Origin of the sequence: Parabacteroides chongii, from assembly GCF_029581355.1 — a bacterium.
GTDB lineage: Bacteria > Bacteroidota > Bacteroidia > Bacteroidales > Tannerellaceae > Parabacteroides > Parabacteroides chongii.
The window spans coordinates 4754425-4769269 of record NZ_CP120849.1 but is presented as its reverse complement, the minus strand read 5'-3'; the positions used below and the strand labels follow the sequence as shown (position 1 = coordinate 4769269).

The window sequence follows — 14845 nt, the reverse complement described above, 5'->3', positions numbered from 1 at the left end:
TTTGTGGCATGAAAGTAAATATAGATAAATATGTATTGGCAGTCGTCGTCATCTCCGTAGTGGTGGCGTTCCTGACTCATTTCCCGGAACTGATTTCGTTATTCGACCATTCGGGGCAGAACAGTTTGTTTTCGGGAATGAGCATGGCAGATGTAGCCAACGAGATTCTTTTTACTTTCGTCTCGTTGCTGATCCTGTTTGCCATGAATACGGTTCTGTTCGGCTTCAACCGTCCGACGGCACGGATCACATGGGGGAAGATGATCTTGTCGTTTGTCCTGACGGGCTTTGCCAGCAACCTGATGGGACAGGGGTTTGTCTTTCTGCACCATCAGTTTGATATTCCCGCCATCGATGCGATGGTACATCATTATCTGCATCCGTTGCGCGATTTCATCATCACCTGTATCGTTACGGGAAGTTGCTATATGATCCACCTGATCCGAAAAAGCCAGCAGGTGTCGGTCGAGAACGAGCAACTCCGTAGCGAGAATCTGGTCAATCAGTTTGAGGCGCTGAAGAACCAGCTGAACCCGCACATGTTGTTCAACTCGCTGAATACCTTGCGCTCGCTGATCCGCGAAACACCGGACAAGGCGCAGGATTATTTGCAGGAGCTGTCGCGCGTCCTTCGCTATACCTTGCAGGGCAACGAGTGCATGAGCGTCACTTTGCGGGAGGAAATGGAGTTTGTCAGTGCTTACAACTTCCTGTTGAAGATGCGTTATGAAGATAACCTGGAGTTCGATATCCGGATAGAAGAAGAGGCGGAGACGCTTCAGCTTCCCCCGATGTCTGTCCAGTTGTTGATAGAGAACGCAGTCAAGCATAATGAGATCAGTAACCGGCATCCGCTGGTCATCCGGGTCTGTACTACAGGGAAACAACTGACAGTCAGCAATCCGATCCAGCGCAAGAAGACGGCAAGCGGCGGTTTGCAGATAGGACTCGCCAACCTGGCCAAACGCTACAGCCTCCTGTTCAAAGAAGAGATAGAGGTGCGTGAAGACAATAATACATTTATCGTAACTATTCCATTGATATGAATGCAGTGATCATAGAAGACGAAAAGGCTGCCGTACGCAATCTGGTGGCGTTGCTTTCGGAGGTGGCTCCGGATATAGAGGTCGTGGCAGTGTTGGACAGTATCGCGGAGAGCGCCGACTGGTTCCGTATCCATGAGGCTCCCGACCTGGTATTCCTGGATATTCATTTGGCGGACGGCTCTTCTTTCGAGATATTCGAGCAGGTGGATATTTCCTGTCCGATCATTTTCACGACAGCCTACGACGAGTATGCTTTGCGCGCATTTAAAGTGAACAGCATCGATTACCTGCTGAAGCCGATCGGGCAGAGCGACATCCGGAAAGCGATCGGAAAGCTGAAACTTTTACGTTCGGAAACTCCGGCGAAGGAGTTCGACTATAGCCGCCTCGTCCATCTCCTGAAACGCCAGGAGAGTTATAAGACGCATTTTTTGGTTCCGGTGAAAGGAGATAAGTTATTCCCTTTATCGGTCGATATGATCTTGTTCTTTTATATCAACGACGGACTCGTGAAAGCGGTAGTCGGCGACGGCAAGGAATATACTTTTACCCAAACGCTCGATGAGTTGTCCGATTGCCTGAATCCGAATCTCTTCTTCCGGGTGAACCGCCAGTATCTTATTTCCCGGAAAGCCATATTGGATATCGACCTTTGGTTTAACGGGCGCCTGTCTGTGAACCTCAAATTCCCCGTGCAGGACAAGATACTGGTCAGCAAAGCGCGTGTGTCCGAGTTTAAGGAGTGGTTTACGGGTAGTTTGTAGTCCGTTATATACTGAAACCTGCGTTTGGTCTATTATTATCCCCGTGTTTGTCTATTAATCTGCAGCGCCATGCTTTGTTCGAATAGTTTTGCAGCGTATTAAACTGTAAACTTAAAGTGAATAAGGTATGAAGACTGCATGGTTGTGGATGATTTTACTGTTTGTTTCTGTATGTCAGTGTGGGAATGCCCAGGTTTGGCTGAAGACTGAATATATCGGCTCTTCCGGCTTCCGAGATGCGGATAACCAAAAGGTTGGCGGCAAAGGGGATATGAAGGTGATACAGGGAGGCGTGAATATCCCCCTGTCTATGAAGATGGATGAAAATAACCATCCGACCGCCTGGATGGTGGGAGTGGGCGCAACGTACGCATCGATGAATAACAAGAACCTGGCGGGGTATGTCGATCTGAAAGAGATATTCAATGCCCAACTGGCAGTGTCGTATATCCGCCCGTTGAATAAAAAATGGTCGCTGCTGGCAAGTGTCGGGGTGGGGACATTCATGGATACGCCCAACCTGTCGTATATCCGTTTCAATAATCTTATGGGAATAGGCATGGCAGCTGCGATCTGGCATCTGCGGGAGAACCTCGATGTGGGGATGGGACTGGCGTTGAACACGACGTTCGGTTATCCGATGGTCTTCCCGGCAGCTTTCGTGGATTGGCGGATCGAGGGACGTTATATGGTGAATGTCTCGATGATGGACGGGATCGAGCTGTCGGGCGGTATCCAGCTGCATAAGTTGATGCGCCTGAAGCTGATCGCTTCGATGGGCGGAATGATGGCTTTGGTGGAGCATGGCGGGAAAGATCAGATATTTACACAGCAGTATGTCGTCTGCGGACTTCAACCCGAACTGGTCTTGTCGAAATCGTTCTCCATCCCGCTGACGGTCGGAGTGTCGGCTTACCGTGCCGCTTATTATAGCGACCGGACATTGAAAGCATTCTTCAAAGGAGATGAATATGATCCGCATTTCATGCCTTCCTTTTATGCAAGTCTGGCCTTGAAATATGGTTTCTAAGTCGATGACATTTTTGATAAATCGGGTGGGATCGTTTTGTTATTACCGGGAAATGTAGCACCTTTACTTCTCATATATAAATTAAGTTCGTGTTATGCCGAAGTCGGAAGGGACCTATAATAGTTTTATGATCAATTTTCTGATCGACAGGAAATACAGGGTAGCGAGACATTTGCTGCTTATACTGTTTTTCGTGTTCGTGTCGTTCAATCTGCCTTTTCTTACCTGCGCGGTTTTTTTGGATCAGGTGGATCATATGGTTTGGTATGTTAGCCTGGCATTACTTGTTTCTTATCTGGGAGGAGTTTATCTGCATCTGTATGTTTTGTTGCCGGAACTGCTGTTGAAGAACCGGTATGTGCTTTACACGATTACTGTCTCCCTGCTCATCTTCCTGATGATACTGATCTCTTTGGGGGCCGATTATGGAGTAACGCGGTATTACGACCAGGAGCCGACACATTATTCTTATTTCTATAAAGACCGGATACCGGCGATGGAAATAGCTGGAAACTTCTTCCTGTATGCACTTCTGATTGCCGGGACGTCCATTACGATTCTGTTGCGCCGTTGGATGCAGTTCAGCAAGCGGAAGAACGAACTGGAGAAAGAGAGCCTGAAAACGGAGCTGGAATCTTTGAAGGATCAGATAAATCCGGAGTTCCTTTTCAATATGCTTGACGAAGCAGGGGAGCAAACACCCAATGACCCTGGGCAGGCTTCTATGATATTGATGAAATTGAGTAAGCTACTTCGTTATCAGCTGTATGACGGAAAGCGGGAGAAGGTACTGCTTATCTCTGAAATTTCATTTATCGAAAACTTTCTTGATTTGGCGAAGGTTCGTTACACGGGCTTGAACTTTACAGTGACGAAGGAGGGGAAGCTTAGTCGTAAACTGGTGCCGCCTTTGCTATTTATCCCGTTTGCTATCTATTATGTGAAACTGTTGCCGTCGGTAAGTTCACCGATGGATATTCATTTCACTTTCCGTGCCGGAGAAAAGGAGCTATTCTTTTCCTGTATCTGTTTTGCTCCGGGAATAACGGATAAAGATCCGGAAAACGGTCGGGAGCTGGAAGATATAAGGCATCGCTTGAGCTTGTTGTTTAAAGAATCCTATACGCTGGATACGGTGGATGAGGGAGCTATTTGTAGAACGAATTTGTATATAAAGCTATGAAGAATACATCCGGTTTTCTGTTACGCTTGCTGGTCGATCCTCGTTACAGGATTTGCCGACATATCCTGCTGTTCGTTCTTAGCGTAATCATTCTGTCTGTAAATTTTTATGTCGATGTAATAGAAGACAGCCGCTTCCTGGTAAGCAATGTCATTCAGAGTGCTTTGTTGCTCGTCCCGATCTATTTGAGCGTATTTGTCCTCACACCCCGTTTATTGCTGAAAAATAAGGTTGGAACTTATGTGATTTCTGTTGTGTTGGTGATTCTTTTGGCACTTTTGTTCTCTTATATATTGCGGAAAGAAGCGATTGAGGAAGAATATGAGTTGTTCCAATTTTGGTTAGCCGCTTTCTTTTTCATCTCGTCCATTATTCAATTGTGCCTGATCATTGCCGGTGCTTCGGCTGTGATCGTCTTCCAGGATTATGTGAAATACGGGCAGCGGATCGACGAATTGAAGAATGCGACGATGCAGTCGGAACTGGAACAGTTAAAGAATCAGATCAATCCGCATTTCCTGTTCAATATGCTGAATAATGCGAATGTGCTGATACGAGAAAACCCGGTGGAGGCAGTGCATGTCCTGTCCAAACTGAAAGATCTGCTAAAGTACCAGTTAAAGGACAGCACTTCAGAGAAGGTATTCCTGGCTGACGACATCCATTTCCTGAACGATTATCTCAATCTGGAAAAGATACGGCGTGATAATTTCGACTTTATCATCTCGACGGAAGGGGAGATTGCGGATATAACCGTTCCTCCTTTATTGTTCATCCCTTTTGTGGAGAATGCCGTGAAACATAATAACGATAATGAGAAGCTGTCTTATGTGCATCTTTATTTCAAGGTGGAGGAAGCTGCGCTCATCTTTATCTGCCTCAACTCCAAACCGGCGGAACAGAAAGAAAAGGCGGCAGACGGGGGGATAGGGCTTGCCAATATCCGCCGTCGCCTGCAACTTCTGTACGATACGGATTGTTCTCTGGAAATAGATGAAACCGACATAACATATACAATAAATCTCCGTTTAAAACTAAAATAGATAATTATATGAATTGTATCATTGTAGATGATGAACCATTGGGCCGCAAGGCCATCCAACTGTTGGTACAGGATACACCGGCGTTGTCTTTGTGCGGGAGTTTCGGGGATGCTGTTTCTGCGGGTAAGTTTATGCAGGCAAGCCCGGTCGACCTGGTCTTTCTCGACATCAAGATGCCCGGCGTGAACGGCTTGGAGTTTGCCCGGACAATCCCGTCTGAAACACTCGTGATCTTCATTACCGCCTATGCGGAATATGCCCTCGACAGTTATGAAGTGGATGCGATCGACTATCTGGTGAAGCCGATCGAGATCGAACGTTTCAAACGGGCGGTACAGAAAGCCCATGCCTATCATTCTTTGTTGAAAACGGACAACAGCAAAAACCAGGTGGAATCGGTCTCTGCCGATCATATCTTTGTGAAAGCGGAGCGGCGTTATTTCAGGATACAGCTGAAAAATATCCTGTTCATCGAAGGTCTGAAGGATTATGTCGTGATACAGACACCCGAACAGCGGATCGTGACGAAGATGAATCTGAAGTCGATCCATGAGATGCTCCCGAAGGATGTTTTTCTACGGACAAACAAGTCGTATATCGTTAATTCCGACCATATTGATTCGTTTGATAACAACGATGTATTCATCGGAAAGTATGAAATATCGATAGGCAACAGTTACCGGGATGCCTTTTTCGAGAAGTTTTTTATGAAGAATAATTCCACGGATTAAGCTCCGTTCTCTTTAAAATCACGTATATTTGTCACGGAAAAATGAATAAAATTAACGTAAGATGCCTAAAATAGCCCCTGATAAGATGGCTGCACTGGCCTATGGGAGATTGATATGAAAGAATCGGTACGGATATTCCGTTTTATCATTGTGGGGACACTGAATGCACTTATTACCGCCCTGGTTATCTGGGTGCTGATGAGTGGCATCGGCTGTAATTACCTATGGTCGAACATTGCCGGATATGTAGCTGCGTTGATCAATAACTTTTGCTGGAGCAAGTACTGGATATTCTCTTCCCGTAGCGGAAAGTTCGAACGGGAGATTCCTCTTTTCCTCGTTGCTTTCGGATGTGCCTATGGCCTTCAGTTCCTGTCTCTGCTACTGATGGTGGAGATCGGAGACATGAATGAATACCTGGCACAATTCCTGGGCATGTTCGTTTACGGAGCCGTCAATTTCACGATGAACAAACGGCTCACTTTTAGGAGAATGGAGGGATAAGTCCTACGCTTGTGTCGTCCCTTTCCATATCCTGATCATATAGAATGGCAGGTGGGTAAATGCAAAGACAAATGAAATGATCAGCAACACCTTACTCTCATCCCAACCGACCGTCTGCTGATGCCACAACCCGGTGATCACACATAATACCGATAAGGTTATCCCAATCATATTGAGTGACAGATTTCCTCTGCGGTGCTGTTGCATATATTCCAGTTTGCTATGTTTGATACCGTAGCATGCATAGATGTCAAGTCCGATAAGCATCCATAACACGAGGCGGATCCAGGTATCGGCAGGCAGGAAAAGCATCATACAAAGACAGGTGACGATACCTGCAACCGGCACGAACGGTACGAGCGGTGTCTTGAAAGCCCGCTGCACATCCGGCATCGTCTTTCTTACCACCAGTACACCGGCACAAACCAATGTAAAAGCGAACAAGGTACCGATACTGGTCATTTCTCCCGCAACCTGTGCAGGAACGAATGCGGCAAGCAATCCGACCAGCAACATAAACAGAAAATTACTGCGTGCCGGCGTGCGGAATTTCTCATTGATATGCGAGAAGAACGGAGGCAACAGCCCGTCGCGGCTCATACTCAGGAATACACGGCTTTGTCCCAATAACGTAACCATGATGACCGAACAGTAACCGAACAGGATAGCCAGTACGATCGCCTTATTCAGCCACGGATAATCCGGCTGTATCACTCCGGCAACATCTGCATGCCCCATGTGGGAGATCGCTACGGCAACAGGTGCAATGCCTTCCTGCCCGCTGAACTGGCTGTAGTGCGCCACTCCGGTCATCACATGTGCAAAGAGCATGTAAAGGATCGTGCAGACCAGCAGCGAAACAAGAATACCGATAGGCATATCCCGTTTCGGATTTTTTGCTTCCTGTGCAGCGGTCGATACGGCATCGAAGCCGAGGAAAGCAAAGAATACGATGGCAGCTCCACGCAAGACTCCCGAGAACCCATATTCTCCCAGCGTTCCTGTATTAGCCGGAATATAAGGAACGTAATTGTCTGTCTGAATATATTTCCAGCCCAAAGCGACAAAGACCAATACAACAGAAACTTTCAGAAATACGATAATCCCGTTGAAGATCGAACTTCCTTCCGTTCCCCGGATCAGGAAGATACTCATCAGGACAACGATCAGGAATGCCGGGATATTGACAATACCGCCATCCCACGGACAAGCCGTTAAAGCATGCGGCAGATGAATCCCCAACCCTTCGAGGAAGACGACCAGATACCGGCTCCAACTGATACTGACCGTTGTCGCCGCTACCGTATATTCAAGAACAAGGTCCCACCCGATAATCCAGGCGATCAGTTCTCCCATAGTGGCGTATGAATAGGTATAGGCACTTCCGGCAACCGGAATCATGGAGGCAAATTCAGCATAACATAGTCCGGCAAAACAGCAGCCAAGTGCAGCGATGGCGAATGATAAGGTGATGGCAGGTCCGGTATATCCGGCAGCAACGGTTCCGGTAATGGAGAATAGTCCGGCTCCGATGATAACCCCTACGCCCAGGGCGACCAGGCTCCAGGGGCCTAATACCCGTTTGAGTGTTTTACTGCCCGATTCGTTGGCTTCCGCCTGCAAGGCGGCTAACGGTTTCTTTATAAATAATCCCATTTTTCAATTTGTTTAAGTAAGGGCACACGCCTGTGTCCCCCTTTTATTTTTGATAATCGGGCACAAAGGTAGAGATTACGGGAAAAATATACAAATTCAATTATGTATGGACAGCCGTTCCCAGATATACTTGGGGATCAGATTCCAAAGAAAGACAATGGCGACATATCGCCAGTCGATTATGACAGTGCGCTTTTTTCGTTTCAAAGCCCGTACAATTCGTTGGGCAACCCGCTCCGGACGCATCAGCAGAGGATATGTATCATTCTTCAGCAAATCTGTTTTAACGAAGCCGGGACGTATGTCGGTGAAGTCGATCTGTAGTTTCTCCATCCTTGCCAGTTGTGCCAGGGCATCGATATATGTATTCTGAAAACATTTGGTAGCCGAATAGGCGGGGGCGGCTCCCAGACCTTTCGTCCCGGCAATGGAACTGATAACGGCCAGATGTCCTTTACCTTCTTCCCGGAAATAATTGAAAGCGGCAGTGACCATGCGGGTAAAGCCGATGGCATTGGTGTTTACCGTAGCCAGTTCGATGTCCGGATGTAATGCCCTGTTTTGGCTGCCGACACCCGTACTGAGAAGGAACAAGTCCATGCCTCCCAACTTTCCGATCAGCCGGTGGAGTTTCTCTACTGCATCCGCCTTGGTGACATCAAGCTCCTGTATTTCTATTTGTCCGGGTGCCTGTTCTTTGAATTTCTCAAGTAGCTCCAGGCGACGGCCTGCTACTCCGACATGCCAACCCAACTGGCGGTATACCTTTGCCACTTCGTACCCGATGCCGGAAGTAGCTCCGATGATAACAATCCTTTTCACGATTTCTTTTGTTTAAATAATAGAAGAACAAATGTAATTAAAACTTTATTAATTCAAAGTCATGCCTCTTACTTATTGGCATTTGTACAATATTTATTACATTTGCTGCAACAAATCTTTAAACCATATTTATACCATGAAACATTTATTCTTAGGAAAGCTATGGGTTGTGTTGCTCTCCCTTTTCTGTGTGTGCTCGGTTTCTGCACGCAAACCTATCAAGACGTTGCTGATCACCGGACAAAACAATCATAACTGGCAGGTTAGCCATGTCGTGTTAAAACAAATACTGGAAAACTCCGGTCGTTTCTCCGTCGATTTTGCCGTGTCGCCTTCACAAGGACAGGATATGTCGGGGTTTGTACTGGATTTTACGCCGTACGAATTGGTCGTGCTCGATTATAACGGCGATTCATGGCCGGAAGAAACCAATAAGCGTTTCCTTGAATTTGTACAGAATGGCGGGGGAGTCGTCGTTTATCATGCCGCAGATAATGCCTTTTCCAAATGGCCGGAGTTTAACAGGATATGTGCTTTGGGAGGATGGGAAGGACGTAATGAAGATTCCGGTCCATATGTATACTGGCAGGATGGAAAGTTGGTCAAGGATAGTTCTGCCGGTCCCGGCGGTTCGCATGGCCAGCAGCATGAATATGTATTGAACGGACGTAACAAGGAAAACCCCATCGTGAAAGGATTGCCGTTGAAGTGGCGTCATACAAAGGATGAACTGTATGATCGCATGCGTGGTCCGGGCAATATAGGCGATTTGCTTTATACGGCCTATTCGGATAAGGAAACCGGAGGTTCGGGGCGCGAGGAGCCGCTGGTCTTTACCGTCGATTATGGTAATGCGCGTATTTTCCATACCATGCTCGGACATGCCGGTGCTACGGTGGAAGATAATACGGCTATGCAATGTACAGGTTTCCAGGTCTTGTTGCTGCGTGGTGCAGAATGGGCAGCGACAGGAAAGGTAACCCAGAAGGTCCCGAAAGACTTCCCGACTGAGACGCAATGTAGTTACCGGAAAGATTATAAAGAAAAGAAATAAGATAGATATATCATACGAATTTGGCGAAAAACCATTCACCCTTCACCTTTCGGGCATAATATATTGCAATATAGGATATTGGTCGGGTGAACAGTTGGTGAATGGTTTGCAAAAAAGGTGAATGGTTCGGTCAAACCATTCACCTTTTTTGCTTTAGCCTATTCAATTTAGTCTTTAAGTAGGCAAGCGGGTAACCTTTAAAAAGCATGCAAGTAACCCGAAAGAAGCATGCAAGTAACCTGAAAGATATTACCTGATAGCTTTGCGACGATGCTCGTTAAGCTTACCGACGTTGCTCGTTAAGCTTGCTGACCTCTGTCGTTAAGGTTGACGGCGGTGGTCGGCAAGTGAAAGGGTAGTATCTTTACTGTTAGTATATAACTACCTTTGAAAGAATACCTCGCTGTCTCGTCCTTTATTCGCTCCGTAGCGTATCTGCCGGGGCTATTCTTGACGACAGGTAAGCCGGATACCAGGCGCCCAATGTAATAAAGAGTGCCATAAGCAGATAAGTTGAAATTAAACCGGTAAAGATGCGGAAGAACGTAACCGGCATGATATTCGTCCCGACAAATTCCAGTTTGGCTATATTAATGCAAATGATAGCGGCAGGGATAGCTACCAGGCTTAACAGCAGCCAGCCTTCGCCGATCATCATTTGTAATATCTGACGGCGTGTGGAACCGATCGCCAGGCGCAGGCCGATTTCCGGTTTTCTGTATTCGTTGCGGAACCAGAAAGTACCGATAATTCCCAGGAAAATATTGAAGACCAGGAATACCATAAAAGCTATCCGGTAGCGGATGGCATCTGTCACTCCGTTGGTAAGATAGAGCCTGTCCCTTAAATCAGCATAAGAGTCCACTCTGGAAAGTACAAAGTTTCCGATATTTATCTGCTCCCTCATATCCCGCTGGAAATTGGAAATGAACTCTTTGGGCCGAAGTCCTGGCTTTGCCCGCAGGCTGATGCCCAGTGATCCGGCGAGTTGCCGCTCGTCCCAATCACTGAATCCGGACGTAGACAACAGAAAATAAGCCGCCCTTTCTTCCCGGCTGTAATCATCCCGTTTTAACGCTCCGCAAACACCTCCTATGCGGAATGAATTGTCATCATTCATGTAAATGGAATGGCCTTTAGCCTGTCCGTCGGGAAAAAGAGTTTCTGCCAGTTTACGGGAAATGACAATATCCTTTTCTGTCAATGCATTTTTTAAGGAAGAGGGTTCTTTTCCGTCTAAAGACCGGACTTTGAATACATCGAAGTAGGAGGGAGTAACCGGCAAATATTGAAATTGGACCATTTCGGAACTGTCCCTTCCCATCCGGTTATCCATGTAACTGGGGTTGTAAGGGCTACTGTCGAGTGTCAGGCAAACATCTTCTACCTGCGGATATTGCCGGATACGTTCGATAATGGATAAATACTGGTCGACAGGCTGTTTTTCTGCGTTTTCATACCGGATGTAATTCGGACTGTTTACAGGAACGGTCGTGAGTCGTATCTGATAAGTATCTTCTATATTATAAGCATTTTCGATCGAATCGGCATACCGGATCGTGGTAAAGTAATCCATAATATACCACACTAAAATGAACACAAGGAACAATTCGGCTACAATCCAGGCATTTTGTCTGCGTTGTTTCCATATGAGTTTTAAGAGATGTTGTATCATAGTTCTTGTTATTTATCGTTTATAGCATCAACAATGGGTCGTCTGAGTGCACGCCAGGCAGGAATAAGGGCAGACATCAGGTTTAAAACCAGGCAGAAGAGCAAGGTATATCCGAAGATGGCCGGATTGATCAGCATACCGGGTGAAAGGTCGATGGAAGCAACCAGGGAAGTTCCGTCCCAGCCATAATTGCCCAGCAGCCATCCTTTCAGAGAACAGATCAAGCCATAGGAAAGAAGTAATCCGATCAGTCCACCTAACAGGGTAAGCAGTAGATTTTCGTATAGAATCTGCATAAGCAGTGTCCGGTTCTGAGCACCGAAAGCTTTGCGGATACCCAATTCTTCCATGCGCTTTTTCATGCGTGAAGCAGTCATGCCTGTCAAATTGATGGAAGGTACCAGTAACAGCAGAAGCACTACTAATACGAATTGCAGGTAAATCTTCAGATAATCCGGCATGTTGAAAGAGTCTTCTTCGTGTAACCAGGCACGCAGTACCGTGTCCGGCTGGCCATTTAATACGTAGTTGAATTGCGGATTTCCGTCACTGTAACGTTTGCAAAGCTCTTCGGCTTCCTGCCGGATGGCATCGAAGTCACCCGGCTCTTTTGCCAGAATGCACACGATCATATGGCCTAAAAGATAATTGCACCATTTACTACCCTGTATCTGTTCGGGGCGGTTGGTGAAGGGTATCCACATCTCGGCATAACAGTATTTTGTTATGGAAGAGACATCTTCTACTACACCGGACACCTGGTATTCTTCAAAATTTAACAGGAATGTTTTACCGGTTGCATCGGATGTATTGAATAGCCGGCGGGCCAGTGATTCACTGACGACTGCTTTTTTGATTCCCGATGTGAATTCTTCCTCCGTATAAGGTTTTCCCGACAGGAATTTGAATTGGAAGACTTTCCAAAAGGCAACGTCTGTCCCCATCACAAGCCCGTTGTAGACATCGTTGTTTCCTTGAACCTGTATAAATTCTATCTGTTCTCCGATCGGAAGGATGGCGGTGACGGCTTCCGGTTTTTGCAAGGGATAAAAACATTCTTTGATGGTCGGGTAGGACAGTTTGCTGCTTCCGTTTCCTTCTCCTTTTTCTTTGTTAAGTATTTTACCATGCTGTATGATCATCATCCGGTCGCGGTTACTTTCCGGCGTAATATTCCCTGTGCGGAAATAATATAAGATAGCCAGTACCATAACCATTGTAATGGCCAGGCCGGTACCGGTTATATATACGATACTGAAAAACTTGTTTTGCCTCAGCATCTGCATTGCCTGCCTGAAATAGACTTTATACATAGGAACTTTGTTATTGTTGTTTGATTTTCATAATAGCAAAGTCTGTGCCATAAAGGTAAATGATTGTTATTCAGTTCTCGACTGCGTTTCGTGGTGTTCGTTATCGGACATAGTGTTCGTTTTCGTAAGGCTTACTATTCCGTCTTCCAGCGAAAAGCGTTCATCATGTTCAGCCAGGAAACGAATGGCGGTGATCAGCTTGTCGGAAGGAAAAGGTAAATTCTCCGTCAGACTTTTGGCTTCTGCCGGACCGTCCGCCAGTGCTTTCAGCAAAGCGTCGCGTATGGCATTGAATGTATGATTGTTCAGGCCGGAATCGTTTTTAGCCAGGCAGACGTCACAACAACCACAGTCGGAAGGATCCTTTTCCCCGAAGTAGGAGATCAGCATCCGGCTCCGGCAGATCCGGTCTTCGTTGATATATTCCATGACCCGGTTGATCCGGCTTTCGAAACGTTCTTTACGCTCTTCATAGGCCGAACGGGGGATGGAGAGGTATTTAAGCTCTTCGCGGGTCCGGGTATAAATGATAAGAGGCGTTTTCTTATGAGGAATATAATTTACGATTCTGTATTTGGACAGGCCGATCAATACATCGTAGATTTCCTGCTGGCTTAAACCGGTCCGGGTAGAGATCAATCCTTCATTAATATATACGTAATCCGAAAATAGTCCGGTATAGGAACGGAGGATACATTGTATCACCTCGTCCGTTTTCTTATCCTGATGCAGATACTTGTAAAGTTCGTCGCGCGTAGCCGTAAATACAAGGCGTGAAGCATTCTCCTGTTCTTCCGTGTACTCTATGTAGCCCGCCAGTTCCAGTATCTTCAAGGCATGGTGTGCCTGCAGATGCGAAAACTTATAGGCCGTACAGAAATCGACGAGTGAGAAATCGTGTACCGTATCCAGTCCGAAGCCCATTGCTATCTGATAATAATTGCCCAGGGCTTCATAGACCCGGCAGATAAAATCCCTGTCCGGAAACTCGTCCGCCAGCCGTTTCTTTAGTTTCGTACAATCTATATTGGAGCATAACGCAACGGCATAAGCCCTCTGTTCATCACGTCCGGCACGTCCGGCTTCCTGGTAATATTCCTCCAGCGATCCGGGCATATCCAAATGGACCACCAGGCGTACATCCGGCTTGTCGATACCCATACCGAATGCATTGGTCGATACGATTACCCGGCATTCGTTGTTCTTCCAACGGCTTTGACGCAGGTTCTTTTCATCCCGGTTGAGTCCGGCATGGAAGAAGTCTGCTGAAATACCCGCCTGTTGGAGCATGACTGCCACTTCCTTGGTCCGTTTCCGGTTACGTACATACACGATAGCCGTTCCGGGCACTTTCCCCAGAATATAGACCAGTGAGTTTAGTTTATCCTCGGTCTGCCGTACGATGTACGAGAGGTTTTTCCGTACGAAACTCTTCTTGAATACATTTTTCTCCTTGAAATGCAGCCGTTCCTGAATGTCGTTGACCACTTCCGGAGTGGCTGTGGCTGTCAGGGCGAGTACCGGTACCCCGGGAAGTTCCTCACGGATATCGGCAATGCTCAGATAGGAGGGACGGAAGTCATATCCCCATTGCGAGATACAATGACTTTCGTCGATGACCAGTAGGTTGACGTTCATCGCCTGCAACTTGCTCTTGAATATATCGGTCCCTAACCGTTCGGGAGAAACATACAGGAATTTGTAATCGCCGAAGATACAGTTCTCCAGTTGGGCGATGATCTCCTGTCGTGTCATTCCTGAATAGACGGCAGTCGCTTTGATTCCCAGTCGGCGGAGATTGTCGACCTGGTCTTTCATCAAAGCGATCAAAGGGGTCACGACAATGCATATTCCCTCCATGACCAATGCCGGCACCTGGAAGGTAATCGACTTGCCTCCCCCAGTCGGCATCAGCCCGAGTGTATCTTTTCCCTCACAAACGGAGTGAATAATATCTTCCTGCAAAGGGCGAAAAGCAGGGTATCCCCAATACTTTTCTAATATCTTATGGTAGACGTCCACCG

The 14845-nt window shown here is 46.8% G+C and carries 13 protein-coding genes; 8 read left to right on the top strand and 5 right to left on the bottom strand.

The genetic code is table 11. From position 1 onward, the window contains the following. Nucleotides 1-8 precede the first annotated feature (8 nt). The 7 genes from P3L47_RS18170 to P3L47_RS18140 all read left to right on the top strand — a co-directional run bounded on the left by P3L47_RS18170 (nt 9) and on the right by P3L47_RS18140 (nt 6301). Nucleotides 9-1046 carry a sensor histidine kinase gene (locus tag P3L47_RS18170; protein ID WP_277781660.1) on the top strand — a complete coding sequence of 346 codons (1038 nt, stop codon included), beginning with the start codon at nt 9-11 and terminating at the stop codon, nt 1044-1046. Further along, nucleotides 1043-1810 (top strand): LytR/AlgR family response regulator transcription factor, encoded by a 768-nt coding sequence (locus tag P3L47_RS18165; protein ID WP_277781659.1) that lies wholly within the window; start codon nt 1043-1045, stop codon nt 1808-1810. The genes P3L47_RS18170 and P3L47_RS18165 overlap by 4 nt, the downstream gene beginning before the upstream one ends. A gap of 127 nt (nt 1811-1937) precedes the next feature. Further along, nucleotides 1938-2840 carry a DUF6268 family outer membrane beta-barrel protein gene (locus P3L47_RS18160; RefSeq protein WP_277781658.1) on the top strand — a complete coding sequence of 301 codons (903 nt, stop codon included), beginning with the start codon at nt 1938-1940 and terminating at the stop codon, nt 2838-2840. Between the two features lie 94 nt (nt 2841-2934). Beyond that, entirely contained in the window at nt 2935-4023 is a 1089-nt protein-coding gene (locus P3L47_RS18155; protein ID WP_122360146.1) for a sensor histidine kinase, read from the top strand. Beyond that, nucleotides 4020-5066, top strand: a complete 1047-nt coding sequence (locus tag P3L47_RS18150; protein ID WP_277781657.1) for a sensor histidine kinase — start codon at nt 4020-4022, stop codon at nt 5064-5066. Before P3L47_RS18155 ends, P3L47_RS18150 begins: the two co-directional genes overlap by 4 nt. An 8-nt stretch (nt 5067-5074) precedes the next feature. After that, nucleotides 5075-5797: a LytR/AlgR family response regulator transcription factor gene (locus P3L47_RS18145; RefSeq protein WP_122360145.1), complete on the top strand. Its 723-nt coding sequence runs from the start codon at nt 5075-5077 to the stop codon at nt 5795-5797. Between the two features lie 114 nt (nt 5798-5911). Then, nucleotides 5912-6301, top strand: a complete 390-nt coding sequence (locus P3L47_RS18140) for a GtrA family protein (protein WP_122360144.1) — start codon at nt 5912-5914, stop codon at nt 6299-6301. A 3-nt stretch (nt 6302-6304) separates the two neighbouring features. On the opposite strand, the gene P3L47_RS18135 is transcribed toward P3L47_RS18140, so the two are convergent. Then, nucleotides 6305-7957, bottom strand: a complete 1653-nt coding sequence (locus P3L47_RS18135; RefSeq protein WP_277781656.1) for an amino acid permease — start codon at nt 7955-7957, stop codon at nt 6305-6307. A 96-nt stretch (nt 7958-8053) separates the two neighbouring features. Next, a complete protein-coding gene (locus P3L47_RS18130) occupies nt 8054-8779 on the bottom strand; it encodes an SDR family NAD(P)-dependent oxidoreductase (RefSeq protein WP_277781655.1) in 726 nt (241 codons plus the stop codon). A gap of 136 nt (nt 8780-8915) precedes the next feature. Between P3L47_RS18130 and P3L47_RS18125 the strand changes: the two genes are divergently transcribed. Next, nucleotides 8916-9833 carry a ThuA domain-containing protein gene (locus tag P3L47_RS18125; protein ID WP_277781654.1) on the top strand — a complete coding sequence of 306 codons (918 nt, stop codon included), beginning with the start codon at nt 8916-8918 and terminating at the stop codon, nt 9831-9833. A 415-nt stretch (nt 9834-10248) separates the two neighbouring features. Here P3L47_RS18125 and P3L47_RS18120 read toward each other — a convergent pair whose 3' ends face one another. The 3 genes from P3L47_RS18120 to P3L47_RS18110 all read right to left on the bottom strand — a co-directional run bounded on the left by P3L47_RS18120 (nt 10249) and on the right by P3L47_RS18110 (nt 14843). Next, nucleotides 10249-11508, bottom strand: coding sequence for an ABC transporter permease (locus tag P3L47_RS18120; protein ID WP_277781653.1), 1260 nt, complete (start codon nt 11506-11508; stop codon nt 10249-10251). An 8-nt stretch (nt 11509-11516) separates the two neighbouring features. Beyond that, entirely contained in the window at nt 11517-12821 is a 1305-nt protein-coding gene (locus P3L47_RS18115; protein WP_277781652.1) for an ABC transporter permease, read from the bottom strand. Between the two features lie 66 nt (nt 12822-12887). Next, nucleotides 12888-14843 carry a RecQ family ATP-dependent DNA helicase gene (locus tag P3L47_RS18110; protein ID WP_277781651.1) on the bottom strand — a complete coding sequence of 652 codons (1956 nt, stop codon included), beginning with the start codon at nt 14841-14843 and terminating at the stop codon, nt 12888-12890. Nucleotides 14844-14845: the final 2 nt, after the last annotated feature.

What these genes read in the sequence shown, in the direction of transcription:
- P3L47_RS18150 (WP_277781657.1), top strand. Translation starts at nt 4,020, where the DNA reads ATGAAGAATACATCCGGTTTTCTGTTACGCTTGCTGGTCGATCCTCGT.
- P3L47_RS18140 (WP_122360144.1), top strand. Translation starts at nt 5,912, where the DNA reads ATGAAAGAATCGGTACGGATATTCCGTTTTATCATTGTGGGGACACTG.
- P3L47_RS18145 (WP_122360145.1), top strand. Translation starts at nt 5,075, where the DNA reads ATGAATTGTATCATTGTAGATGATGAACCATTGGGCCGCAAGGCCATC.
- P3L47_RS18160 (WP_277781658.1), top strand. Translation starts at nt 1,938, where the DNA reads ATGAAGACTGCATGGTTGTGGATGATTTTACTGTTTGTTTCTGTATGT.
- P3L47_RS18125 (WP_277781654.1), top strand. Translation starts at nt 8,916, where the DNA reads ATGAAACATTTATTCTTAGGAAAGCTATGGGTTGTGTTGCTCTCCCTT.
- P3L47_RS18155 (WP_122360146.1), top strand. Translation starts at nt 2,935, where the DNA reads ATGCCGAAGTCGGAAGGGACCTATAATAGTTTTATGATCAATTTTCTG.
- P3L47_RS18115 (WP_277781652.1), bottom strand. Translation starts at nt 12,821, where the DNA reads ATGTATAAAGTCTATTTCAGGCAGGCAATGCAGATGCTGAGGCAAAAC.
- P3L47_RS18135 (WP_277781656.1), bottom strand. Translation starts at nt 7,957, where the DNA reads ATGGGATTATTTATAAAGAAACCGTTAGCCGCCTTGCAGGCGGAAGCC.
- P3L47_RS18170 (WP_277781660.1), top strand. Translation starts at nt 9, where the DNA reads ATGAAAGTAAATATAGATAAATATGTATTGGCAGTCGTCGTCATCTCC.
- P3L47_RS18165 (WP_277781659.1), top strand. Translation starts at nt 1,043, where the DNA reads ATGAATGCAGTGATCATAGAAGACGAAAAGGCTGCCGTACGCAATCTG.
- P3L47_RS18120 (WP_277781653.1), bottom strand. Translation starts at nt 11,508, where the DNA reads ATGATACAACATCTCTTAAAACTCATATGGAAACAACGCAGACAAAAT.